This is a genomic window from Bacteroidota bacterium, assembly GCA_008933805.1.
Classification (GTDB): Bacteria; Bacteroidota; Bacteroidia; order UBA8524; family UBA8524; genus SB11.
In genome coordinates this window covers 1-23,703 of sequence record WBUH01000010.1, presented here as the reverse complement: position 1 = coordinate 23,703, position 23,703 = coordinate 1, and the positions used below count along the sequence as shown (strand labels likewise).

General features: G+C 40.0%; 22 protein-coding genes and 1 tRNA gene. 15 read left to right on the top strand and 8 right to left on the bottom strand.

The window, feature by feature from the left end; translation table 11 throughout:
- Positions 1-309: 309 nt before the first annotated feature.
- On the bottom strand, positions 310-1,431 hold the full coding sequence (hemW, locus tag F9K23_10895) for a radical SAM family heme chaperone HemW (protein KAB2915347.1): 1,122 nt from the start codon (positions 1,429-1,431) through the stop codon (positions 310-312).
- Here hemW and F9K23_10890 point away from each other — a divergent pair.
- The 9 genes from F9K23_10890 to gldM (F9K23_10850) all read left to right on the top strand — a co-directional run bounded on the left by F9K23_10890 (position 1,415) and on the right by gldM (F9K23_10850) (position 11,602).
- On the top strand, positions 1,415-2,479 hold the full coding sequence (locus F9K23_10890) for a DUF4271 domain-containing protein (protein KAB2915346.1): 1,065 nt from the start codon (positions 1,415-1,417) through the stop codon (positions 2,477-2,479). The genes hemW and F9K23_10890 overlap by 17 nt on opposite strands.
- Positions 2,480-2,483: 4 nt before the next feature.
- Positions 2,484-3,227 carry a uroporphyrinogen-III synthase gene (locus F9K23_10885; protein ID KAB2915345.1) on the top strand — a complete coding sequence of 248 codons (744 nt, stop codon included), beginning with the start codon at positions 2,484-2,486 and terminating at the stop codon, positions 3,225-3,227.
- A 124-nt stretch (positions 3,228-3,351) separates the two neighbouring features.
- Positions 3,352-4,377: a type IX secretion system membrane protein PorP/SprF gene (locus F9K23_10880; GenBank protein KAB2915344.1), complete on the top strand. Its 1,026-nt coding sequence runs from the start codon at positions 3,352-3,354 to the stop codon at positions 4,375-4,377.
- 135 nt (positions 4,378-4,512) lie between these two features.
- Positions 4,513-5,772, top strand: a complete 1,260-nt coding sequence (locus F9K23_10875) for an SUMF1/EgtB/PvdO family nonheme iron enzyme (GenBank protein KAB2915460.1) — start codon at positions 4,513-4,515, stop codon at positions 5,770-5,772.
- Between the two features lie 151 nt (positions 5,773-5,923).
- Positions 5,924-6,538 carry a gliding motility protein GldL gene (gldL, locus tag F9K23_10870; protein ID KAB2915459.1) on the top strand — a complete coding sequence of 205 codons (615 nt, stop codon included), beginning with the start codon at positions 5,924-5,926 and terminating at the stop codon, positions 6,536-6,538.
- Between the two features lie 45 nt (positions 6,539-6,583).
- Positions 6,584-8,119, top strand: a complete 1,536-nt coding sequence (gene gldM, locus F9K23_10865) for a gliding motility protein GldM (protein KAB2915343.1) — start codon at positions 6,584-6,586, stop codon at positions 8,117-8,119.
- Positions 8,120-8,127: 8 nt separating this feature from the next.
- The gene (gene gldN / locus F9K23_10860; GenBank protein KAB2915342.1) at positions 8,128-8,964 is read left to right on the top strand and encodes a gliding motility protein GldN; all 837 of its coding nucleotides are present in this window, start codon (positions 8,128-8,130) and stop codon (positions 8,962-8,964) included.
- 192 nt (positions 8,965-9,156) lie between these two features.
- Positions 9,157-9,972, top strand: coding sequence for a gliding motility protein GldN (gene gldN, locus F9K23_10855; protein KAB2915341.1), 816 nt, complete (start codon positions 9,157-9,159; stop codon positions 9,970-9,972).
- A 106-nt stretch (positions 9,973-10,078) separates the two neighbouring features.
- Positions 10,079-11,602: a gliding motility protein GldM gene (gene gldM / locus F9K23_10850; GenBank protein KAB2915340.1), complete on the top strand. Its 1,524-nt coding sequence runs from the start codon at positions 10,079-10,081 to the stop codon at positions 11,600-11,602.
- A 76-nt stretch (positions 11,603-11,678) separates the two neighbouring features.
- On the opposite strand, the gene F9K23_10845 is transcribed toward gldM (F9K23_10850), so the two are convergent.
- Entirely contained in the window at positions 11,679-12,056 is a 378-nt protein-coding gene (locus F9K23_10845; GenBank protein ID KAB2915339.1) for a DoxX family protein, read from the bottom strand.
- A 112-nt stretch (positions 12,057-12,168) separates the two neighbouring features.
- Between F9K23_10845 and F9K23_10840 the strand changes: the two genes are divergently transcribed.
- Together F9K23_10840 and ftcD are read left to right on the top strand one after the other, a co-directional pair.
- Positions 12,169-12,579, top strand: coding sequence for a helix-turn-helix transcriptional regulator (locus F9K23_10840; protein ID KAB2915458.1), 411 nt, complete (start codon positions 12,169-12,171; stop codon positions 12,577-12,579).
- 85 nt (positions 12,580-12,664) lie between these two features.
- Positions 12,665-14,350: a glutamate formimidoyltransferase gene (ftcD, locus tag F9K23_10835; GenBank protein KAB2915338.1), complete on the top strand. Its 1,686-nt coding sequence runs from the start codon at positions 12,665-12,667 to the stop codon at positions 14,348-14,350.
- Positions 14,351-14,405: 55 nt separating this feature from the next.
- Here the strand turns inward: ftcD and F9K23_10830 are convergent, their stop codons facing one another.
- From F9K23_10830 to F9K23_10820, 3 genes are all read right to left on the bottom strand, one after another.
- The gene (locus F9K23_10830) at positions 14,406-15,410 is read right to left on the bottom strand and encodes a T9SS type A sorting domain-containing protein (GenBank protein KAB2915337.1); all 1,005 of its coding nucleotides are present in this window, start codon (positions 15,408-15,410) and stop codon (positions 14,406-14,408) included.
- Between the two features lie 219 nt (positions 15,411-15,629).
- Complete coding sequence (locus F9K23_10825) at positions 15,630-16,277, bottom strand: hypothetical protein (GenBank protein KAB2915336.1); 648 nt, start codon at positions 16,275-16,277, stop codon at positions 15,630-15,632.
- Positions 16,277-17,296, bottom strand: coding sequence for a multidrug transporter (locus tag F9K23_10820; protein ID KAB2915457.1), 1,020 nt, complete (start codon positions 17,294-17,296; stop codon positions 16,277-16,279). The genes F9K23_10825 and F9K23_10820 overlap by 1 nt, the downstream gene beginning before the upstream one ends.
- A 97-nt stretch (positions 17,297-17,393) precedes the next feature.
- Here F9K23_10820 and F9K23_10815 point away from each other — a divergent pair, with 97 nt between their 5' ends.
- Genes F9K23_10815 through F9K23_10805 form a run of 3 tightly spaced genes read left to right on the top strand, consistent with a single transcriptional unit; the run spans position 17,394 to position 19,794 of the window.
- Entirely contained in the window at positions 17,394-18,566 is a 1,173-nt protein-coding gene (locus tag F9K23_10815) for a hypothetical protein (GenBank protein ID KAB2915335.1), read from the top strand.
- 3 nt (positions 18,567-18,569) lie between these two features.
- Positions 18,570-19,151: a sigma-70 family RNA polymerase sigma factor gene (locus F9K23_10810; GenBank protein KAB2915334.1), complete on the top strand. Its 582-nt coding sequence runs from the start codon at positions 18,570-18,572 to the stop codon at positions 19,149-19,151.
- Positions 19,152-19,155: 4 nt separating this feature from the next.
- Positions 19,156-19,794: a hypothetical protein gene (locus F9K23_10805; GenBank protein ID KAB2915333.1), complete on the top strand. Its 639-nt coding sequence runs from the start codon at positions 19,156-19,158 to the stop codon at positions 19,792-19,794.
- Positions 19,795-19,806: 12 nt separating this feature from the next.
- Here the strand turns inward: F9K23_10805 and F9K23_10800 are convergent, their stop codons facing one another.
- The gene (locus F9K23_10800; protein KAB2915332.1) at positions 19,807-21,090 is read right to left on the bottom strand and encodes an OmpA family protein; all 1,284 of its coding nucleotides are present in this window, start codon (positions 21,088-21,090) and stop codon (positions 19,807-19,809) included.
- A gap of 131 nt (positions 21,091-21,221) precedes the next feature.
- Here F9K23_10800 and F9K23_10795 point away from each other — a divergent pair, with 131 nt between their 5' ends.
- Positions 21,222-22,979, top strand: coding sequence for a T9SS type A sorting domain-containing protein (locus F9K23_10795; protein ID KAB2915331.1), 1,758 nt, complete (start codon positions 21,222-21,224; stop codon positions 22,977-22,979).
- Between the two features lie 189 nt (positions 22,980-23,168).
- Here the strand turns inward: F9K23_10795 and F9K23_10790 are convergent, their stop codons facing one another.
- Together F9K23_10790 and F9K23_10785 are read right to left on the bottom strand one after the other, a co-directional pair.
- Entirely contained in the window at positions 23,169-23,498 is a 330-nt protein-coding gene (locus tag F9K23_10790) for a hypothetical protein (GenBank protein ID KAB2915330.1), read from the bottom strand.
- Positions 23,499-23,515: 17 nt separating this feature from the next.
- A tRNA-Leu gene (locus tag F9K23_10785) sits at positions 23,516-23,597 on the bottom strand.
- Between the last annotated feature and the right edge of the window lie 106 nt (positions 23,598-23,703).

The window sequence follows — 23,703 nt, the reverse complement described above, 5'->3', positions numbered from 1 at the left end:
GTGTATTACTAAACAAAGTGAAGAAAGAAAATCTGCGGGCATTAAGAATTTGCGGCAACAAGAAGTAATTGTGCCCAGTTGTAATGGAACTAATGTTTAACCTACTTATTCCCCAGAGTTTGTATTCCATTTATTTACCCGTGTGTGTGAAAGTTAGTTTACAGGGATACCTTCTAGCGCAATATAAACAAACTGTTAAAAAACTAAAAGATTTTGCCCTTTTTTATAAAGAGTGTAGTAACAACAGTGTATTGTTTGCTAAGCAAGTTAGGGATAAAAAATGATTTGAAATTAGGGGGTAATGGGTTTTTAAATAAACAGTTCGGAAGCTATATAATCGGCAAGTAATTTTCCTTCCCGGCTCAAAGTCAGATTGTTGGAGCTGTAAATCAATTGGCCGTTTTTAATGTAAGATTCGGCTTCGCTTACAATGTGCTTTACATAGCTGCCGCCCCATTTTTCTTCAACATATTGGGTGTTTATTCCCCATTGGGTTCTCAAGCCTGTCATCACATATTCGTTAAATAAGTCATCAGTGCTTAGCAGCTCTTCTTCATTGGGTATAGTGCCAGCATTAATACTTGTAATGTATGATGCGTTATTACTCACATTCCAAGTACGTTTACGGGTGTCATAAGAATGGGCTGAGGGACCGATACCTAAATAGGGTTGGTTTTTCCAGTAGTTGGTGTTGTGTTTGGCATAGTTGCCCGGCTTGCAATAGTTTGATATTTCATAATGCTCCCAGCCGGCTGCGGCAATAGCATCCATTAACATTTCAAAATGACGTGCAGCTTGGTTGCTTTGCGGGGCAGGCTCACCCTTTTTTATTTTATGTGCCAAAGCCGTTTTGGGCTCAACAGTTAGGCTGTATGCCGATAGGTGGTTTATGCCCGTGCTCAGCATCGTTTCAATGTTTTTTGTCCATTTAGTATCACTTAGTTGGGGGTAGCCATAAATAAGATCGGCAGTTATGTTTTCAATGCCGCTTTGCAGGGCAATATCAATGCAGTTTGCAGCTTGTTCAGCATTATGGGCACGATTCATCCAAGCAAGGTCTTCCTCAAAAAAACTTTGAATCCCTATACTCAAACGGTTAATGCCCGAACCTTTCCACATCGAAACAGTTTCTTTGTTTACATCGTCGGGGTTTGCCTCCAACGTAATTTCAGCCGTCTTGCTTAATTCAAAGTTTTGATAAACAGCCTCCAATATCTTTTTTAAATCCTCCTGCTCAAGTAATGATGGGGTACCGCCGCCAAAGTAAATGGTATCAAGCGTAGGGGAGGGCAGGTAGCTTTTTTGAAGCCTTATTTCAGCGGCAAGGGCCTCTACTAATGGGGCTTTGTGTGCCAGCGAAGTACTGAAATGAAAATCACAGTAATGGCATGCCTTTTTACAAAACGGAATATGGATGTACAGCCCTTGCATTTTTTTTGCAAATGTAAGTAAAGGCGTATTGGCTATTTTTGTAATGTTGCACCAACATTTGAAACGTCTTCGAATCCTCTTTTTACTACTTGTCTTTTTTCCCGCGTTTTCCTCGGGACAGGATACGTTGCGCCTACCCGAAGGGTATAAACCCTACTACGATTGGGAGTCGTTATCCGATTCGCTGGTGCTTGAGTATCAGGCCTTATATCCTGAGCGTTGGACCAAAGACTCGTTGTTTTATGTGTTAGACAATCAGCGGTTTCTTGATTCTGTAATGGGCGACAGTATGTTGAAAGACCGAATGTTTTTTGGTCGATTTGATACTACAGTCGTATTACAACCGTACTCAAATTACCCCCCTGCTGATGCAGGTGTTTTAATGAAGAAGCCCATACCCCAGTGGGTTTTCTGGATAGTATTGTTGGTGTTGTTAGGTTTAGTATTCTTAAAGTATGCCAACCTTCGGCTGTTTAACTTGCTATTCTTGTCGTTTGCCAGTCCTCGGTATTGCGAGGAAGCCCTTCGAGAACACGATACCCCTGTAAACATCTATAACCTTGCCGCCACGCTTATTTGTGCCCTCATCTATGCCCTGTTTATTTGGTTTACTGTAATCAAAACCGGCTGGATAACTTTACACAACAACTTAACCGTATCGTTTTTATTGGTGTTTGTAGCCATTTCGGTGTTTTATCTGTTGCGCTACACCTTTATAATGTTTGCAGCAGCAATATTAGAAGCAGAATACACCTATGGCGTTTTGGTGCAGGTAACGGTATCGGGCAATATGTGGCTGGCAATAATACTAATGCCTTTGATGGGGTTGCTTAATGCCGCCTTCATTCATTTCAATGCCACATCGCCACAGTTATACTTAGCTGCAATGCTGCTTATTTTTCTGATAGTGAAGCAGGTAAGAGTTATTATACAAGCGGCACCGTCATTTCCGCACTCAATTATTTATTTAATTTTATATCTTTGCGCCCTTGAAATAGCTCCATATCTTGCTATTTTTAAGGTAGTACTAAAACAAACCGGCTTATAAAACTTTGAAAGTAAAGAGCATATTGGTTTCACAACCACGCCCTGAGGGTGAACGTTCGCCATTTTTTGATTTGGCTGATAAACATCACCTTAAGATTGATTTCCGCCCGTTTATTCAAGTTGAGCCGATACCTGTAAAGGAATTGCGTAAGGAGAAGATTAACGAGCTTAACTACACTGCAGTTATCTTTAACTCTCGCAACGCAGTCGATAATTTCTTTAGGGTGGCCACCGAATTGAAGGTTGAGATGCCGCCGGAGATGAAATACTTTTGTGTAAATGAAGGCATGGCCTATTACCTTCAAAAATACATTGTGCTGCGCAAGCGCAAGGTATTTTATGGCAAAGGCAGCACAAAAGAACTGTTAGACCTTATAAAGTCACATTCAAACGAAAACTATCTATATCCTTGTTCTGACGTTAGGGCACCTCAAATCCCTGATTTTCTAAAAAAGAGCAAGATAAAGTTCAGGGAAACCATATTATACCGCACTGTGGCAAGTGATTTATCAGACCTTACGCACGTAAACTACGACGTAATTGTATTCTTTAGCCCATCGGATATAAAGTCGTTATTCGAAAATTTCCCCAACTTTAAACAAAACAATACACGCATTGCAGGCTTTGGTGCAGCAACCCAAAAAGCTATCGAAGATGCAGGCCTGGTTGTTAATATTCCTGCCCCTACACCCGAAACTCCGTCAATGGTTATGGCTATTGAAAAGTATGTTATTGAGGTGAATAAATAAAAATTTTCAACACTCGTAAAATTTTTTAACTGCGTTTGTCGTTTTAATTATACGTGACGCTTGTATTATTGCTTGCAATCACTAATATTTGCATATTGCGCTATAACACACTAACCTATAACAGATGATTAAAAGATTTACCATTGTATTATTTCTTGTAGTGGTAGCATACGCGGCAAAAGCCCAGCAAGATCCTTATTATAGCCATTTTATGCTAAACCGGATTGCGTATAATCCCGGTGCAGCAGGTTTTAAAGATGCTATTTGTGCCAACGTACTTGCCCACAGGCAATGGGTTGGATATAAAGACGGTAGTTTGGAGTACAAAGCTCCGACGGGACAGTCTTTAGAAAGACGTGCCGTAGGTCCGCAAACCTATTTTGGTAACGTTACCATGCCAATCAAAAAAATCAACAGCGGTGTAGGCTTAGTGTTTATGAGTGACGCTGTTGGTTATGAGCGTACCATTAACGTTAAATTCAGCTATGCATACCATCTAAAACTTAGCAGAGGACAACGTCTTCAAATGGGCTTGGATGTAGGCATGCTTCAAAAAGAATTTGACGGTAGCTATTACAACCCTCGCGACCCTAACGACCCCTTGATTCCTAATGGAGTTACTTCAGGCCGCAAAATGGATTTAGGTGCCGGCTTGTTCTATAATAATGAAGCTCTTGAAAATTTAGAGGTTGGTGTTTCTGCTACCCACTTATTAGGTGGTTCGGTTTCTTACGACGTTCTAGGTCAAACACAAAATGTTGCTATTGCACGTAACATATACGTTGTAGCAAGTACAACACACCCATTAGCAAATGGAATAATATTACAGCCAAACATTTGGGTAAAAACAATTTTTGCAACCACACAGGTTGATTTAAACTGCCGCGCTTTGTTTAACCAACAATACGTTGCCGGTTTATCATACCGTGATGGTGGTAAAAGTTCATACTTAGATGCGTTTAGCTTGCAATTGGGATACTATGTTAAGCCTCAATTTTACCTAGGCTATGCTTACGATGTACCCATTACCCGCGGATTAGCAGGAGGAGGTACCCATGAAATTTTTGCAAGCTATTGCTTTAATATTACAACCCCAGCCCCAGTACCAAAATGGCTGATAGACCAACGCCGACTGGGAGGTTACCGCTAATCAACAATTTATTCACATACTGTACAATAAAATAAAAACCACTACCGTTAGAAGGATTATAGGTGAAATATGAAGAAGATGTTGGAACATATTGTGGAAATTTTTAATATTGCCAAATTGAAAAAAAACTTTGTGATGAAAAACCTCACTCAACTGCTGATCGTAGCAACCCTTGTATTATCTGGCTGTGCCAATAATATGGAAGGGGAACTGATTGGCGTTCAGGGCCGTAAGCCTTGGTTCCATCCTCAACCGTACGGAACCATCTACGTGCCCACAGGTACATTTCATGCGGGTCAGGCCGATATGGACGTTTTCTTTACCCATAGGGCACCTAACAAGCAGATTACTGTAACTGCTTTTTACATGGATGACACCGAAATTACCAACAACGAGTACAGGCAATTTGTAGAGTACGTTATCGACTCTATGGCTCGCTACATCTTAGGAGACCCTTATGTTTCAGAAGATGATAATGGCAACCAACGTATTAACCGCGATGAGGTTATTGATTGGAACGACCAGGAAATAGTGGAGCAATTAGAAGCCGATATGTACGTGCCTGAAAGCGAGAGATACTACGGACAAGCAGGTGTAGATTCTCGTAAACTTCTTTACTACTACGAATGGATTGACCTAAGAGCTGCTGCACATGCTGCTGAGGGTGCCAAACGTAACGAGTTTATTCGTAAAGAAACCGTTGGAATTTATCCTGATACATTGGTTTGGGTACGTGATTTCACATACTCGTTTAACGAACCAATGACCCAGATGTACTACTGGCATCCAAAATACGATGACTATCCTGTAGTAGGCGTTGATTGGCACCAAGCTCGTGCATTCAGCCACTGGCGTACCGGTTACCTAAATGACTATTATGTGTCTTTGGGTGAGCCTATTGTAACTCCTTTCCGTCTTCCAACAGAATACGAATGGGAATTTGCAGCACGCGGTGGACGTGATGGTAGCATGTATCCTTGGGGTGGTCCTTACACTCGTAACTCAAAAGGCTGTTTCTTAGCCAACTTTAAACCCGGTCGTGGTGATTACCAAGCCGATGGTGGTGTATATCCGGTAAGGGGTTACTCATACTTCCCCAATGATTATGGATTATACGGTATGTCTGGTAACGTATCAGAATGGACTGTGAGCGCATATGCTGATGAATCACATATTGTTACTCACGATTTGAACTCAGATTTGCAATACGATGCCAAAAATGATGAGCCTGCTTCGCTTAAACGTAAAGTTATCCGTGGTGGCTCATGGAAGGATGTGTCATTCTTCATACAAACCGGTAGCCGTGCATTCGAGTTCCAGGATACTGCAAAATCATACATCGGTTTCCGTTGTGTGATGAGCTACATAGGCCGTTCAAACAGGGATAAAGAATAATATAATTAAGCAAAAATTAACTTAACTTTATACTAAGGTTTTGCGTGACAGCGTTAAACCAAAAAACACCTTAAAAAACCAAGTTTTAACCTTTAACAAACACCAAAAAATGAGCAAAAATTTCTTCGAAAGCAAAGCCGGCAAGAACATAATGGCTAAGATGTATGGTATTGGAGCCGCCGTGGTAATCATAGGCGCACTTTTTAAGATCATGCACTGGCCGGGTGCCGACGTGATGTTGATTGTAGGTTTGGGCACTGAAGCTCTTATCTTCTTTGTATCTGCATTTGAACCTCCTCACCAAGAACCAGATTGGACTCTTGTTTATCCTGAATTAGCAGGTATGGAACCCAGCGAGAACACCAAAAAGGTTGAGACCAATAAAGGTACTATTTCACAGCAGTTGGATAAAATGCTAGAAGAAGCAAAAGTTACTCCTGATTTGATTAACAGCCTAGGTTCAGGTTTGAAATCATTGAGCGATAACGTTTCAAGCATGAGCAATCTTACAAATGCTTCTGTGGCTACTTCAGAATATACTGATAACGTTCAAAAAGCTTCAAAATCTTTGGAAGAAGTTAACTCTTCATACCACCGTGCTGCTGACGCCATGAATACTTTGGCTGCAATTTCACAAGGTACTAAAGAATACCAAAGCCAAGTTGAGCATATTACTACCGAAATGAACAGGCTTACTCAAAACCTTTCTAGCCTTAATACTATTTATGGTAGCATGCTTTCAGCTATGGGTAAACAAGGTGCCTAAGCCTTTTTGTAATTTGAAGTTTAACATTTAAAACTAAGGAGTAAAATGGCTGGAGGTAAAACCACAGTAAGGCAGAAGATGATCAACATGATGTATTTGGTGTTAACAGCTTTGTTGGCGCTAAACGTATCAAAAGACATCCTGCATGCATTTCACCTGGTGGAGTTATCCATGAGTAAGTCAGGTGTAAATATTGACGGAAAAAACAAAGACATATTAGCTGCTTTTGCTGCTGATAATGCTAAGAGACCTGAAAAAGTAGGTCCTTACTATAAGAAAGCTCAAGAAGCCGATAAAATCGCTTCTGACTTTATTAAATACGTTGACGAGTTAAAGAAAAAGGTTGAAACTGGTGCCGGCGGCCGTAAAGAAAATAACAGCCCCGAAGCAGAACTTGCAATGAACGATAACATTGAAATGCATGCTAACATGCTTATCAATGAAGGTGAAGGCAAGAAACTAAAAGCTAAAATTAACGAAACCCGTGATAAGCTTTTAGGACTGCTAGACAAAGAAGACCAAAAGCGTATCAAATCTGATTTGATGGCAATTGATGACCCCAAGAAAGCCCCCCAAACATGGGAATCGGAGTTGTTTGAACACTCTCCTGCTGCTGCGGTTGTTACCTTGTTCGAAAAAATCAAAAACGACGCTAAAAATACTGAAGCTCAAGTTTTGGAAACTCTAGCTAAAGCTATTGATAAATCAAGCCAAACTTTTGACAAGGTAGTTGCTAAAATTATCCCAAAATCTGGTTTTGTTATTTCAGGCGGTAAGTTTGAAGCTGATGTTTTACTAGTTGCTTACGATTCAAAACAAAGCAATGATGTAATCATCAACGGAAGTACTATCAAGCCTGTTGACGGTGTTGCTAAGTACGAAACTCCTACTAGTGCCGAAGGTACACAGACAGTTAAAGGTTATATCGATTTCCAAGGTAAAGATGGTGCTCAAAAACTTGAGTTTGAAACCCAGTACACAGTATTTAAAGGTGCTGCTACAATTTCTGCAGACAAAATGAATGTGTTGTACATAGGTTTGGATAACCCTATTTCGATTTCAGTTCCTGGTTTCCCTCCTGAAAGTGTTACTGCTAGCCTAAGTGGTGGCGGTACTCTTAAGAAAACCGGTAGCACAAGCTATATAGCTAATGTTACTACCAGGGGAGAAGTTACCATTAGCGTAACTGTTAAAGACGATAAAGGTGGTTCACGCCCAATGGGTTCAGCTAAGTTCCGTGTTCGTAAAATCCCTATGCCGGTTGCCCAATTGGGTACCTTGCAAAACGGTGCTACTGAAACAACAGGTACTATTAAAGCTAACGCTGTACGTATGATTGGTTCTCTTGGAGAAGGTTTTGCATACGAAGGTGTTAGTTACAATATCATTAGCTATACCTTCCTTTTAGTACCAAAACGTGGTGAAATACGTCAGGTACAAGGTACAGGTGCTACACTTAACGCTGCTTCATCATTAATCAGCAGCTTGAAATCAGGCGATAGGATTATCATCGACCAGATTAGAGCTACAGGTCCTGATGGTACACGTGGTTTGGCCCCTGTGGTTATTACAGCCCGATAAAAAGTATTATGAACAGTATTAAAAAATATTTCGGAATTTTTATCCTGCTTTTTGTTGCAGGGTTTGCCAATGCTCAGCAAAATTTTGAAGACTTCACGTTTTCTCACGATGCTGTAAAAGAACGCAAAGCAATCCCTTACCCAGGTTTGCGTGAAGCCGATGTGGCTTACCAAAAAAGGGTTGAAAGGGTAATTGACACCCGCGAGAAACAAAACCTTTGCCTTACATGGCCAAGGAATCACATGGGTAAAATAGTTTTCGGCAAGGTGTTGGATGGTACTTTGGTTGCCTACCGTAATGATTCTCTTTCATCAGTATTTACTGCTGAGGAAGTTATTGACCGCGGTGCGATTAAAGAGCAAAAGCAAATACCAAACCCCAATAACCCAGACGATATCTACGATTTGATTGATACTGTTATTACCACTGAGTTTGATGCTGAAAAAATTCAAAAGTGGAGGGTAATGGAAGACTGGATTTTCGATACTAAACATAGCGTAATGATTGTACGTATTATTGCAATTGCTCCTTTGTTTAAGCCTATCGCTGCCGGTTTAGAATTACCGGAAACTCCTTTGTTTTGGGTTCGTTGGGATGAAACTCGTGAGAAAGTACTTACAAACCAAGAGATGTTTAACCCCTTTAATGATGCTGCCCGTATTTCAATGGCTCATTTCTTTGAAAAAAGAATGTTTAGCAGCTACATCATTAAGTGGAGCAACGCATACGATTACATGATCCGTGATTACGAAGAGTTTAAAGACAATAGTATGGCTGCCTTGCTTGAAGGTGAGCGTATGAAACAAAAGCTTTTCGAAATGGAGCATGACCTTTGGGAGTATTAATACCCCACATAATATTTAAAGCCATCCCAAACGGGATGGCTTTTTTGTTTTATTTGATTCTGGTAGTTTGGTTTCCATTCATCGAAAAGCCTGAACAAATTCTTTAGTATAACAATAAGGTGTTTAAGGAGGGCGTTATACATTAAATCGCCGCTATGAAAATATAGCTACTCCACTTTAAACCAATTTGTTATGCCTGAATTTTTGAAATACACCTTATGGGGTGTGGTGACAATGCTATGTACTTTTGGCAATGCTCAACCCCTGCCAGAACCTACCCGAGATATTACTGCTACTGCCGTCCCTTATGAGCCTTTACGCGAAGCAGATGCAGCATTCCAATGGACGCTTGAACGTATTATTGATACACGTGAGAAGCAGAATATTGCCCTTAACTGGCCGCAAAACAGTTTAAGTGCGTTGGTTTATCAAGCTGTTTTAACGGGACAGGTTCCCGCCTATAAAAACAATGAGTTTACAGAAATTTATGTAGATACAACAATTCCTACATTAGGACGCTATTGCCACATTGTATATACTCTTTGTCCCGACGCTGTTGACCCTGAGGATTTATGTGAACAAACGATTTGTGAAGAGCCTGATTTGGAGAAAATGACCAAATGGAAGATTGTTGAAGAATGGATTTTTGACAGCGAGCAAAGTAGAATGATACCCCGCATTGTGGGCATGGCACTAATGTATAAACCTATTGTAGCCGGTGTTGAATTGCCTGAGATGCCTTTGTTTTGGGTGAAGTATGATGATTTGCGCCCGCAACTGGTGCAAAATAAGATGTTGAATGTACACAATGAACGTGCTAGCGTTTCCTTCGACCATTTCTTTCAAGGTCGGCTGTTTAGCAGTTATGTAACCAAATACCCCAATGCATTTGATTTACCAATAAGCCAAATGGAAGAGTTTGCGGATAATTCACTGGCCGCCCTTTATCAATCGGAGCAAATCAGATTAAAGCTGATGGAAACCGAACACGATTTGTGGGAATACTAATCAAATAACTTTTTTCATATAAATGCTGGTAACGGGTTGTGTAAGCAGCCCGAACGGCTCCCTTATTTCATATACAAACCAATAACCTTAACTAATAACTAAACCTATGGCAACAGGAAAACTAAGCTTGCGCCAAAAGATGATCAACATGATGTATCTGGTGCTATTGGCCATTTTGGCCTTAAATGTGAGTGCGGAAGTGCTGAAAGCCTTTTATATGATGGAGGTAAGCATGCGCAAAACGGGTGAGAATATCGATGCAAAAAACAACTTCGTGTTACAAAGTTTTGCCGATTTGATGAAAAACCAGCCCGAACGTACCAAAGAATGGGAAGCGAAAGCACAGCAGGGGAGAGTGATTTCTGAAGACTTTGTAAAGTACATTGAGCAATTAAAGAAAGAATTGGCAGATGAAAGCGGCGGCAGAGTTGTTGATGACTCAGGTAAAGAAGCTGAATTAAAAAACAGTGACAATACAGAGAAACATGCCAATATTTTACTGAATAAAGGTAAAGCAGCCGAATTGAAACGACGAATTAATGAAGCACGCGACCGCATGATTGCCTTAGTGCCCCAAGAAGACCGCAAGAATATCCGTACTGATTTATATACCCTTGATGAAAACGGTAAAACATGGGAGGTGATAAACTTTGAGGGGGTTCCCATTGCCGCGGTAATGGCAACTATGACAAAGCTTCAGAACGATTGCAAAAATACCTATGCCGATGTTTTGAATGTGCTTTACAGTAAAACCGGCGTTGGGCCTGTTACCATTGATGTGCTTGAGGCTCATATTGTTCCGAAAAAACCTTTTGTGATGGCCGGTGATAAGTTTGAAGCCGATATTTTTCTTGCTGCATCGGATAGTAAGCAGGCAGCAGAGATAGTGCTTGACGGGCAAACTTATGCTGCTCCAAATGGGATGTTTAACTATTCAAAACAGGCAACAACTCAAGGGGAACAAACCGTAAAAGGGGTGATAAAGGTGAAAGGACGCGACGGTTTGAAAGAATATCCGTTTAGCACTACCTACAATGTTTTTAGCGGGTTTGCAGCAGTATCTGCCGATGCAATGAAAGTACTGTATATGGGATTAGAAAACCCTATTTCAATTTCAGTGCCCGGTGTGCCAACCGATAGGGTTATCGCCACTATCAGTAACGGGTCTTTGGCAAAAGTCCGCGACAATCAATACATCGCGAGGGTAAACGCCAAAGGAAATGTTACGATAAATATTTCTGTACGTAATGATGACGGCTCAATTAAAAGTTTCGGGCAATATGTGTTTAGAGCTAAAACTCCGCCTCCCCCAAGTGCGCAATTGGGCGGTTTAAAACCATCTACTGAATCAAAAGGGGTTATTTTAGCACAAAACAACTTGTTTGCTGTGCCTGCTTACGATATAGGTTTTGCAGGGGTCTCTTATAAGGTAACCTCCTACAGTTGTCTTATCCGCCGTAAGAATGATTTTATAGGGCCTATATCCATAATAGGCAGTGCTGTTCCTCAAAATATTAAAGACCAAATTAACACGCTTAAAAAGGGCGATGTTATCATATTTAGCGAGATAAAGGGAACAGGCCCTTTGGGTGCTAATACAATGCCTGATATTTCTTACACGGTTAGATAGATTTTGCGAAGCTGATAATAAAAAAGGAGCAACCTTGGTTGCTCCTTTTTTGCTTTATTGAATTCTTGTACAGGGCTTATTTACGCGCAAGTATTAGTTGGTAACGCTCTTTTTGTGTGTAGGCGAGAAACAGGTTTAATGCCAGCAACACTATCGACATGGCTACTGAAGCAGGCTCAAGAAAAGCGTGAAATAAGAAAATGTTAAGGGTAATCGGGAAGATTACAACAGTGGTTAGTGGTACAAATTGCCCCGTGATTAATGCAATTCCGCAAATAAGTTCAATCGCTTTTACCAGAGTCATCATATAGCCAGAGCTGAACAGGCCCGTCATGAAGGTTGCTGTTGCACCGTGCATTTCTTGTGCAGGCATCATATTAAAGAAGTACATCAGAGAGAATAATGTAAAGATTGCGCCCAACAGAATGCGGGCTATCGTTGTTGCTTTTTTCATTGTTAAAAAAATTAATGTTGGAACAAAGATGGATGATGTTGGTATATAAAATATATTGGTTTACTTTTGTATAGTAGTTTACAAGAGTATATTTATGGAAACGACAGTAGTTATGGATGGACAGGTGAGAACCAAGGTAGAATGTAAGGCCCACATGAGGCCAATAACTGATACGCTTGAAATTGTAGGTGGTAAGTGGAAACTGCCTATATTGTTTGAGTTGCTGCACCAAGGAACACCTTTGCGCTTTATGGAGTTGCAACGACAAATTGGAAGTGTGACTGCAAAAATGCTCTCTAAAGAGTTGAAGGATTTGGAGGTGAACCAATTAGTTGCACGCAAAGTTTACGCAACAACCCCCGTTACTGTTGAATATGAAATGACGGAGTACGGAAAAACACTTGGGAAAGTAATACGTGCTTTGCACGAATGGGGCTCACAACACCGTGCGAGAATATTAGATGGGGTAGAGCTGCCCATTGAAATAAGCAATGAAGATTGCGAAGGGAACCAAATAAACTAATCCGCATTTAACGATATATTATTAGGCACCGTCTGCTTTCATATTGTGGTAATACCCACTATTTTTGCCGCAAACTGAACGTGTTATGCAAAGAATTATAGAGTGTGTGCCTAATTTTAGTGAAGGCCGCGATATGGCGGTAATAAAGCAGATTACAGATGTAATTGAAGCCGTTGAGGGGGTAAGGTTGTTAGATGTAGACCCCGGCAAAGCTACTAACCGCACCGTAGTAACTTTTGTGGGTGAACCTGATGCTGTGATAGAAGCGGCTTACCAAGCAATAAAAAAGGCCGGTGAAGTAATAGATATGAGCAAACACACCGGTGAGCATCCACGTATGGGTGCTACAGATGTGTGCCCGTTGATACCCGTTGCAGGCATCAGTATGGAAGAAACTGCCAAGTATGCTCAAAAATTGGCAAAAAGGGTAGGAGAAGAACTGAACCTGCCCATCTATTTATACGAAGAGGCTCAAGCAGACAAAAACCGCAGCAATCTTTCGGTAATACGTGCCGGTGAATACGAAGGCTTCTTTGATAAAATCAAATTACCTGAATGGAAGCCTGATTTCGGGCCTGCGGTGTTTGATGCAAAACGCGGTGCTACAGTAATTGGGGCACGCGATTTTCTAATTGCCTATAATGTTAACCTAAATACAAAATCAACCCGTATAGCCAACGCAATAGCGTTTGATGTGCGCGAAGCAGGTCGTAACAAACGCATCGGCCACCCTGTATTAGGCGAATTGGTGTTGGATGAAAACGGCGAGCCTGTCCGTATTCCGGGTACATTAAAGGCGGTAAAAGCCATTGGTTGGTACATTGAAGAATACGGTGTGGCGCAAATAAGCATGAACCTTACCAATATGAATGTAACCTCGGTGCACATGGCTTTTGATGAGGTGTGCAACAAAGCTACTGCAAGGGGAGTGAGAGTTACAGGTTCAGAATTGGTAGGATTGATACCCTTACAAGCAATGTTAGAGGCCGGACGCTACTTTTTGAACAAGCAAGGCCGCAGTGAAGGGGTGAGCGAAGAAGAACTAATCTTTATTGCGATTAAATCAATGGGACTGGACGAGTTAGGTCCGTTTAATCCTAACGAGAAAATTATTGAATACAAACTGCGCAGCATAGCCGATGAAAGATTGGTAAACATGACTTTAAAAGAGTTTGCCAATGAAACGGCCAGCGATAGCCCGGCACCGGGTGGTGGTTCAATAGCTGCCTATGTTGGAGCATTGGGCGTGTCATTAGGCGCAATGGTAGCCAATTTAAGCGCAGATAAACGCGGATGGGAAGACAAACGCGAGTTCTTTTCAGAATGGGCTAAAAACGGCCAAGAACTTAAAAAGGCATTGATTGCTGATGTGGATGAAGACACCCGCGCATTTAATCGCATTATGGAAGCATTTGGGTTGCCTAAGTCTAACGACGAGGAGAAAAAAGCCCGTTCATTGGCTATTGAAGAAGCCACGAAATATGCTTGCCAAGTTCCGTATAAAGTAATGGAAACTGCTTACAGCGGATTGGTATTGCTAGGACAAATGATTGAAAAGGGTAACCCCAATAGTATCACTGATGCAGGTGTGGGAGTACTATGCGTGAAAACAGCCGTTCGCGGGGCATACTTTAATGTGCTTGTGAATGCACAGGGTTTAAAAGACCGTGCTTTTGCCGATGATATAAAAGACCGAGCTCAACAACTATTGGCGGTGAACCATGCTAAAGCAGATGATCTTATCGCAAAGGTTGAAGCAGCGATAAAATAAAAAAAAGCCCCAAATCATTTGATTTGGGGCTTTTTTTATGTTGACTTAGATGGGTTTATTGTTTAACAACCCTATGTCTTTCAATAATATTGTTGTTTTCAATCTGGAAGATGTAGTTACCTTGTTTAAGATGTGTTAAGTCTACAACATCGCCGTTAACAAACATCGTCTCTCCTACAAGTTTTCCTTGTAAATCAAATATTTTAACTACTACTTCATTATCCGCAGCATTAGGTGAATATATCGTTACGGTTGTAGAAAATGAGTTGGGGTAAACTATAAAGGTCTTTGCATCAGAGTATACATCACCTATGCTTGTTGAAAATGTTTCCGTAAAAACAGCATTGATTTCAGCATTATTAAGCACCCTATTGTAAATCCTAATGTCATCTAGTGACCCTTTAAAGTAATTGGCAGAGAAATTAATTGAATTACCACGACCAATTTGAAGGCTTTCAGTTGAAGTATTTGATACAAAAGAAGGTGTCGACAAAGAATCTGAAAGAACTCCGTTGAAATATATGCGCATATACCCATCAGATGAAGAATATGAAACCAAAAGATGAACCCATTGGTTTATATAGTCTCTGTATCGTTCTTTAGTGTATACTTCTTTGTTGATAGTAGAGCCCTGAATAAAACATGGCCTAAAACGTGATGATCCATAGGCGATCTCCTCACGAAAATATAAACCAAAAGTTGGGTAATCAGTAGAACCCTTTTTGTAGATAAGAGTAGGGTATGGGTTAAAGCTACTGCTGTCAATGATTTTATACCATACTGAAATGGTTTTGTCGCTAGTAAGATTTAGTAATGAATTGTGGGCAACTGTAATGGCATCGCTTGAGCCATTAAATGATATAGCAGAGTTTGAGTTTCCGAATCGATTAGAAGTTGATGAGGTTCCGATTAGAGTGCCGTCTAATCCATTCGAACTAGAGTCTGATGCATCTCCGTTTAGAGGATAAAATGCAACCAAACCATTGGTTAGGTTTACTTGAGCCGTTAAAAAAATTGAAGCAGAAGTAAAAAGTAAAGCTAAAAGTAGTTTTATTTTCATGTATTAAGAAATTGAATATATGATATGTACAAAGATTGAATATTAATGGCGTTAATACAAATATTAATTATTTGTTTGTCGAAAAATTAGGGTAATGAAAATAGGGATTATTTGATTTCGAATAAACAATGGTTTAAGTTTAGTAATGAGCCCTTTAAGCTGTTTTATTCTTGAATTATTTTTTAAAGGTATTAAATGTAATGAGGATGAATAATCAATTTATATGACCATGCTCACCAAATAACAAACAGCTGCTATCCTGCAAATCTTTTTGTTGAAATGGGGTTTGCCCAGCGTGTCGGTGATTTCGTCAATCAACAGCTTTGTGCTAAAGTTTTTATTCCTCACTACCCGTTTAATACTGTTTCCTAAAGCAAATCCTACCGAGTGCTTATCTCGTTCTGATGAAACATCATTTACAGTATTCACAAAGGCTGAAACCAAGTTACTAAAAGCAAAAATCTCTTCATCCGTCATGTAATTGCTGCAACTGTCAGTTAATCTAAGATTATTGGTTTTAATTATGCTTTCAAGCAAAGCCAGATATGCTTTGCCACTAGTATCAGCCAGCCATCCGCAACTGTCGAGGGCTCTTTCGTAGGGTATAAATGCCTTGTAAATTGTGTCCCCGTAAGCTTTTGTAAGTTGTTTCTCAAACAATGTAAAAGCGTCGTCGGTTAATAATGGACTTGTAATAGATTCTTCAAGTTCATCTGCCGTGTCTGTTTCAGTCAAAAGGGGGAGTTCAGTCAACGAATCGGATAAGGCGGCTAAAAAGCTGTCGTTACCTAAGGTTTTTACTTCAGTGTTGTTTTTGCAGGCCGTAAAAACCAGTAAAAGAAATAATGCTGTTACCCCGCACTTCATTACATCAAGATATTGTGCATAGGCTCAATTTTTGGAGGCAAATCCGTCTCTCCAAGCATTTCCCTAAGGTCAATTTCTATGGTGCGGCTAAGTGCTGATATGGGAACATCGTTGGGTGTTCCCTCAAAAGGATTTTCGGTTACTTCTCCTATCTTCTCCATGGTATTAAACACCCAGCAAACCAACGCGCTGAATGGAACAGTAAGCCAGATATAGTTCTCGCCTATTTTCTCAAACTCTTTTAGCATTCCAAACGGAACAAGAATGATGAACAAACGAACAAAGTATAAGTTGAGTGTAGCAAACTGGCGTGGATAAGGGAAGTTTTTTATGCGCTCGCACTTACCTTGTTGGTCAAAAAAGTCTTTCAGCATGTTCTGCATTTCCACATGGCGCAAATCATCTACTAGTCCTGCTGTATTTAATTTGCCCAATACTTCCGATTGTAGTGTAATTAGTTGCGCTGCTGGATTTTGTTTGCTAAGAATCAGTTGAATCTCTTCCGGCGGTAATACTTTAGCCAGCTCGTCTTCCAAGTTGTTCTCAAGCTCAGGGATGCTGTAATTACTGCGGTATTCAGCATTGTAGTTTACATTCAGGTTTTCCCACTTTCTGGGTTGTCTCAATTGAAATCTCAGGGCTGTAAGCCAGGCAATGTGTCTGTATATTAACCATTGTTGTATTTGCTTTAGTTCCTCTCCGCTTACCGGTGATTTTGCATGATTATTTGTGACAAAATCCTTAGCCATAATACCCCAAGTGCGGCTGCTATTTACAATAGCTCCCCATATTTGTCGTGCCTCCCAGGTGCGGCCATACGTAGCATTGTTTTTAAAACCGATGATAAAGGCCACGGCGGTACCAATAAGTGCAATAGGCAGCCACGGTATATTCAGCCATTTAATGTCGAACACATCGTACAATGTAGCGGGTATGGCCGATAATATTATTATTACAATAATATCCCTACGGGTCCAGTATAAAACTTCTTTGATGCTATAATGGCGACCTGCGTGCATAAAAAGGGTTGTTTTCTCCAAATATATTTAAAACCAGCGTAAATTTTTTTTGAACCTGTGATAGCACTTGCGGGTATAATCTACAAAACCGTAACAAATGAAAACAGTATTAAAAGTAATTTTTTTATTAGCAGTGCTGCATAGCACAGTTATTGCACAAACCCCTGAAACTATACATAGCTATGCAAAGGTGCGTAAATCAATTGATTGGTACAGGCAACAACAGAAACTATGGAAGGGTGAAATAGATAAAAGCCAAACCAATGCAAATGCGTGGCTTAACTACTTTAGAGTTTGTAGGGTGCTGGTACGACTTGATACTACAGACAAACGTACGAATGAAGAAAAGGGCAGCTATTTACACGGTATCGTAAATGATATGGAAAAGGCTGTGCCCAGTAGCTTTGAATATAATTTGGCGCGCTGGATATCAGTAGGCTTAGGAGATATGAGTAAAGTTAACTACTTGCAAAAAGCAGCGGAGCTACAACCTGATAACCCTATGTTATGTTCTGATATGATAAATTGGGGCGAGATAAGCCGCGATATTGCAAAGCGGGACAAGTATGCAAAGCTTTGGTTTACATCAGGTGAAACATCGGCAGGTATGCTTAATTATAATTACAATGTGATGGCCGGTTTAAAAGAAAATGCAATTTTAATAACTACCGGAGATAATGATACTTACCCGATATGGATTTTGCAGGCAGAGAAAGGTTTTAGAAAAGATATTGCAGTAATTAATACCAGCCTGATAATGATTAAAGAATACAGGGATAAGTTATTTAAAGAGTTGGGAGTTGCGCCGCTAACATACGATCCTTCTGCGTCGGGCGAATTGGGAGCAAAATTCAGAAATGAATTATTGGAAATACTGACAGCTAACGAAACAAACCGCCCCGTGTATTTGGCATTAACTGCCAGCAATGAGTGTGAAGGTAAAATGCTGGAGACAAATGCGGCCAACCTTTATCTTACAGGACTTGCTTACGAGTATAGTAAAACAGCACTTGATAATACAGCCTTACTAAAGAAAAACTTTGAGCAAAACTATGCACTTGATTACCTTGATAGATACTTTGTAGCCGATATTTCTATAGATTTTGTAAAGCATATAAATACCAATTATGTGGTGCCGATGGTGAAACTTTACGACCATTATATGCTTGCAGGACAGGTGCAACTGGCTGATGGAGTGAAACAAAGAGTGCTGAAAATTGTTGAAGGCACTGACGAAGAAAATGAGGTGAAAAAATATTTTAAGAAATAAGCCTTGGGTTTATTTAATAAAACATACAACAATTTTACCGATGAGGAACTTATGGGCCTTGTCGGTAAAGGCGTTAAAGCGGCTTTTAATGAGTTATACAACAGGTATGATAAAAAGCTGCACTATTTTATGCTTAAAATATTGCAGTACGATGCCGAGAAAGCCAGCGATTTTTTACACGATATTTTTGTACAGATAATTGAAAAACCCGAACGGTTTGATACCACCAAAAAGTTTAGCACTTGGGTGTATACATTGGCTAAAAATATGTGTTTAAACGAATTGCGAAACAGTGCTAACAGAGCTCGTTTGGCAACAGATGCAGGTAAACAACAGGAAACAATGTACAACCCTGCCTACGTTGCAAAAATGGATGCTTCGCTTTTTGCAACAGAATTAAATAAAATATATACCGAGCTTAGTGAGAAAGAACAATTGATAATTACGTTACGGTTTCAACAAGAGTTATCAATAAAAGAAATAGCTGAAATAATGGATTGCCCTGAGGGAACTGTTAAATCAGGCATTTATTATCTCCTAAAGCGAATAGCTAAAAAAATACCCCACTTTAACCCTAATAGTTAAAATTATGGAAAATATTCCCGCTCATATATATGATTGGATAGAGCATATTCCTTATGAAGTTCTCACTGCTGAACAAAAGCAGGAAGTATTGCAGCATTTAGATAAGGTTGAATATACACAGTTGCATTTGGCGGCTGCGGAAGCGAGACAGTTTTTTGCGACCCAGCCTGAAGCAAAAATTACCAATGTTTTTGTGGCTCTAACGGATAGGTTTGATGAAAAATACGGAAAAAAGAATATGCCGATACTTTTACCACTACGCCTGTGGCAAGCTGCTGCGGCAATTTTATTGTTAGCTGTAGGTTATATGGGATTTTTATTGGTTAATAACCCACCCACAAACAAAGGTACACAAACGGTGTTGCAACGTGATACCGTGTATATCGAAAATCAACTGCCTGCCAAAGAAGTAAAAGTGTACGATACAATATTTATTAAACAACCGGCTGTTGGAAGAGAAAAAAAATCAAACACCACATTGGCTGATAGCTTTGCAACTACTGATTTTGGAACTTACACGGGCACTTTTGATGGGTTGGGTACATTATCCATTACCGATAAAGATGCCCCGCAAAACGCTATTAAAAACCAAAGTATCGAGGGGGATACCTTTATCAGAGAGTTTGGTTTTGTTACGTTGTAGCTCTATGGGGCTTTAGTTTTGTTTTTTTCTGGGTATGATAATGTCAAAATCCTTTTCTCGGATTTTAATCTTTGATTTTCCTCTTCCAAAATAATATAAGATGTTGGGACAAGGTTCTTTTTGTTTTGGTCCTCGACATTTATGTCCAGGAAACAGTTTATATCTGAAAGAGAGGTTGTGTACTCTTTTATGATTTACTATTACTGTGTCTCCTTTAGGAGAAATTGCTTTTACATAAATATAATTATTTTTTATACTGTCCGTTGGTTGACAAATAATGCAGATTTTTACTTTATGTGTTTTCTCGTTGGTGTTTATTGTTGTTTTATATGACCACATTGGACAATCATTGGTAACTCTTACCTCTAATAGCTGATATTTCCTTGGTATCTTTATTGTTAAGTTCTGCATACTGTAGCTACAATCTAGGTTGAAAAAGCCTGGACAAGTAATTTTGAATTCAAGATATTTTTTTCCATTATGAAATACTGTTTTGACGGAAGTGTTCTTTAAGGGTTTCCAAGCTGTAGTTTCTTCCCAAAGGCTCATTGTGCAAGGAGGTTCACAATCTTCCTTAACTTTAATGAGAAATGTTATAGGGTGTTGTAAGCATAAACCATTACATGTTTTAAATTCAAGCATTCCTCCAGAGATAAGAGTATTACCATTAACATCCATGGTGTATATTGCTGAATCACGAAGAGTTTGAGGCTGTATAAATTCAGTTATTTTAATCCCTCCACATTGCAATTGTTCTAACAGTTCACAACGATTCATTATCACAATGGTTCCGTTCGGAAGCGTGAAGGTAGTATCAAAACCGCAGGTATCCCTTATTTCTGTGATTGCCGAAATTGAATCTTGAACAATTGTAGTGATTTCTATTACTTTATTATTTAGTGTACTGGCAATTATATCTACTCGTCTGTTTTTCTGTTTACCGGTCTCAGTTTCATTATCCGATATAGGTTTGTTTTCACCATAGTAGTCCGCCTTAATTTTTGATATGTCAATTCCTTTTGCTACCAAATAGTTTTTGACTGAGGTTACCCTTTTAACCGAAAGACGAATGTTGTATATACTGTCTGCATCAGCATCAGTATTACCCCGCAATACAATTTCCTGTATGTTCAGTTTTTTTAGTGTATCGGTAACTTTGTCGAGGCGCTTTTGATGCTCCTTGCTGAGGGTAAACGTATCAACCTCAAAATAAATACTTGTCTTAATGGTTGATTGCTGTGCCAACAAAGCCGTGGTGGAAAGAAAAAGGGCAAAAAACAAGGCTGGTACTTTCATACTTCTATAATAATCGTAAGAGGGGTTAGATACAATGATTGTTTAATTTTTTTTCGATAAACGTTTTGGTTGGTATCTTGTTTTTTATCAATCAATTAGTATCTTTATTGTACTAACCAAATTGCGTTTTTATGAAAAAACTTCTACTAATTGCAGCAGTGCTACTGTATGTAAGCACTAACGCTCAATTCTTCCAGCGTAACTACGGTATTCCTAACGACCATGATCAGCTTACGCACGGGTTTAATACCAATGTGCTGGGTTTTGGCCATTTTATGGTGGGAAATTCGTTGACAAGCTCGGGAACGATGCCGCTAACAGCAGTAAGAACCGATGTAAACGGGGCACCCTTTTTTGCTCCAAACTTTGCAAACAATTACTTAATTGACGACGGCAGTTTTAACCTGCTGGCAGGAAGGGCACGTTCTTTCGAAATCCCCGGGGCAACAGGCTTTGGTATTGTTGTTGAAGTGAGCGGTAACACCAACGGATTAGCCTATCTTAATTTAGATCCTATGGGTAATCCAACCTTTATTGCATTGCACGCTCCAACTACTGCGGGTCAAACGGCTCTGATAGCCCATGTGGTAGTTAATGATTTAACCAATATGGATGCTATTGTTGTGGGTACCATTATTGATAATAACTTTACTATCGCTCAAGAATACCCATTCGCTTATAGTTTTGATATAGCCACCGGCACTATTAATTGGTCAACCTATTATGACCATGCAACAGGATTTACTCCTGCCATTAATGTTCGGGCACACGATTGTGCATTGTTGCCGGCTTCGGGATGGCTGGGTGTGGTTGGGAAATCAACAGCGCCAGGATTTACTATTGGCGATGATGGCTTTTATATGTTGCTTGATATAACCACAGGCGGATGGTTGGGGCCAAGCTTGATATATGATTGGGGATTTAACGAAGACTTAAAAGCAATTCACTTTTCAACAGCTACGGGCTTATTTGCTACCTGTGGTAATTTCGATTTTTTTGGTCAAAGGGATGTGCTAACAATGTTAATTATACCGCCTCCTGCTCCACCTGTTTGGGGTACGGTAATGCAGTATAATAATACTTTGGGAAATCCCACAAATGTTGAACCTTCAGATATATACACACGAACTTCCGTAACGCCCCCCGGCATGGCTGAATTTTATGTAGCAGGAACTGCCACAGATGGTAATATGCTCAGAACGGATGCCATGGTTTATAAGTTAGATGTTAACTTAAACCCTGTAGGACAGTTTACATACGGAAACCCATTTCCGGGTGTAGGGGTGGATTTGGATGGCTACGATGGAACAGGTAGCGATGGATTGAGCACCTTTGCAAATTTGACCCCCACTGCCATGTCAACAAATATGGACTTTCATCATGTTAAGTCGTATTTTAATGGTCAATCAGGCTGTAATGAAGATTTACAGTTACCCATACTACAGTTGATACCTCCTCCGCTTTTTATTCCTGTTCCGACTAACCCCATACCAAATGTTATTGCAGTTGGCGGAAGCTTAAATGTAACACCAACACCATTCCCAACAGTAGTACCAATGTGCTTCAATACAAGCATTCCTGGGGGAAGCAACGCCAAAGTAGCACCTTTAGAGGAGAAAGCCGACCGTGAGGCCAAAATGAGTCCAAACCCTGTACCACAAGGTGCATCGGCATTGTTGTTAGAAGTGAACACCGAAGTGCCTGTGGATGTTGAGGTGGCCATTTATGATATGTTGGGCAAGCAATACTACAGCGGTATGCAACATCTTAGCAGCGGCGACAATCGTTTGCCAATTAATATTTCAGGTATTAACATGGCGCAAGGAACTTATATAGTTAAAATAACAGGGATTGATTTTAATAAAAACTTAACCTTATTAGTTAAATAATTGATTTTTAGTTTGTTTATAGAACGGGCATTGTTATTAGGCAATGCCCGTTCTATTTATATCTTTTTAACAAAAAATGTATACGGATGCTCGTCATTGCGAGAAAGCCGTCCTCGGCTGACGAAGCAATCCGTTTGTACAGTTCGGAGGGATTGCTTCGGGAGACCTCGCAATGACGATAAATTTTTGTTATTTTTTCACTAATTCGTCATTTAGTAATTGCAATATAACACCCGTTCCCACGGTGTTTTCATTTAATTGTAATTCAAACGAAGTGCCTGCTCCAAGTTTATTAGCGAATAAATCAGTGTCGGATAATTTAACGGTTGCCTCCACAGTGTCGCCCGGAAATATCCATTCTTGGTGTTCAAAAACCTGCTCACAAATGCCTTGCTTATCAATGTAATCAAATGCAATCCTGCACCTAAATCCTGAGGATAACGGAGTTTTTAATCCACCTTTATCGGCAGTTAAATAATTTATTGAAGCGATAAAATCGGGGGATGTTTCAGTTGACATAGACAAAATAAGAAGAGTGCGGTCAGGGGGATTTGAACCCCCACACCCGAAGGCACCACCCCCTCAAGATGGCGTGTCTACCAATTTCACCATGACCGCAGTGAGCGTGCGAAGTTACTAATTTTTTAAACCCTCGTCAACGACCTTTTCTTGGTTAAGTTAACAATTTATTTATATTTGATTTTTTACTAAATAACCTATAGAC

Coding starts and splice junctions, on each gene's coding strand:
- F9K23_10890 (KAB2915346.1), top strand. CDS start 1,415: ATGTACAGCCCTTGCATTTTTTTTGCAAATGTAAGTAAAGGCGTATTG.
- F9K23_10840 (KAB2915458.1), top strand. CDS start 12,169: ATGGATGGACAGGTGAGAACCAAGGTAGAATGTAAGGCCCACATGAGG.
- hemW (KAB2915347.1), bottom strand. CDS start 1,431: ATGCAAGGGCTGTACATCCATATTCCGTTTTGTAAAAAGGCATGCCAT.
- gldM (KAB2915343.1), top strand. CDS start 6,584: ATGGCTGGAGGTAAAACCACAGTAAGGCAGAAGATGATCAACATGATG.
- ftcD (KAB2915338.1), top strand. CDS start 12,665: ATGCAAAGAATTATAGAGTGTGTGCCTAATTTTAGTGAAGGCCGCGAT.
- F9K23_10830 (KAB2915337.1), bottom strand. CDS start 15,410: ATGAAAATAAAACTACTTTTAGCTTTACTTTTTACTTCTGCTTCAATT.
- F9K23_10880 (KAB2915344.1), top strand. CDS start 3,352: ATGATTAAAAGATTTACCATTGTATTATTTCTTGTAGTGGTAGCATAC.
- gldM (KAB2915340.1), top strand. CDS start 10,079: ATGGCAACAGGAAAACTAAGCTTGCGCCAAAAGATGATCAACATGATG.
- F9K23_10820 (KAB2915457.1), bottom strand. CDS start 17,296: ATGCACGCAGGTCGCCATTATAGCATCAAAGAAGTTTTATACTGGACC.
- F9K23_10825 (KAB2915336.1), bottom strand. CDS start 16,277: ATGAAGTGCGGGGTAACAGCATTATTTCTTTTACTGGTTTTTACGGCC.
- F9K23_10795 (KAB2915331.1), top strand. CDS start 21,222: ATGAAAAAACTTCTACTAATTGCAGCAGTGCTACTGTATGTAAGCACT.
- gldN (KAB2915342.1), top strand. CDS start 8,128: ATGAACAGTATTAAAAAATATTTCGGAATTTTTATCCTGCTTTTTGTT.
- F9K23_10805 (KAB2915333.1), top strand. CDS start 19,156: ATGGAAAATATTCCCGCTCATATATATGATTGGATAGAGCATATTCCT.
- F9K23_10800 (KAB2915332.1), bottom strand. CDS start 21,090: ATGAAAGTACCAGCCTTGTTTTTTGCCCTTTTTCTTTCCACCACGGCT.
- F9K23_10845 (KAB2915339.1), bottom strand. CDS start 12,056: ATGAAAAAAGCAACAACGATAGCCCGCATTCTGTTGGGCGCAATCTTT.
- gldN (KAB2915341.1), top strand. CDS start 9,157: ATGCCTGAATTTTTGAAATACACCTTATGGGGTGTGGTGACAATGCTA.
- F9K23_10790 (KAB2915330.1), bottom strand. CDS start 23,498: ATGTCAACTGAAACATCCCCCGATTTTATCGCTTCAATAAATTATTTA.
- F9K23_10815 (KAB2915335.1), top strand. CDS start 17,394: ATGAAAACAGTATTAAAAGTAATTTTTTTATTAGCAGTGCTGCATAGC.
- F9K23_10875 (KAB2915460.1), top strand. CDS start 4,513: ATGAAAAACCTCACTCAACTGCTGATCGTAGCAACCCTTGTATTATCT.
- gldL (KAB2915459.1), top strand. CDS start 5,924: ATGGCTAAGATGTATGGTATTGGAGCCGCCGTGGTAATCATAGGCGCA.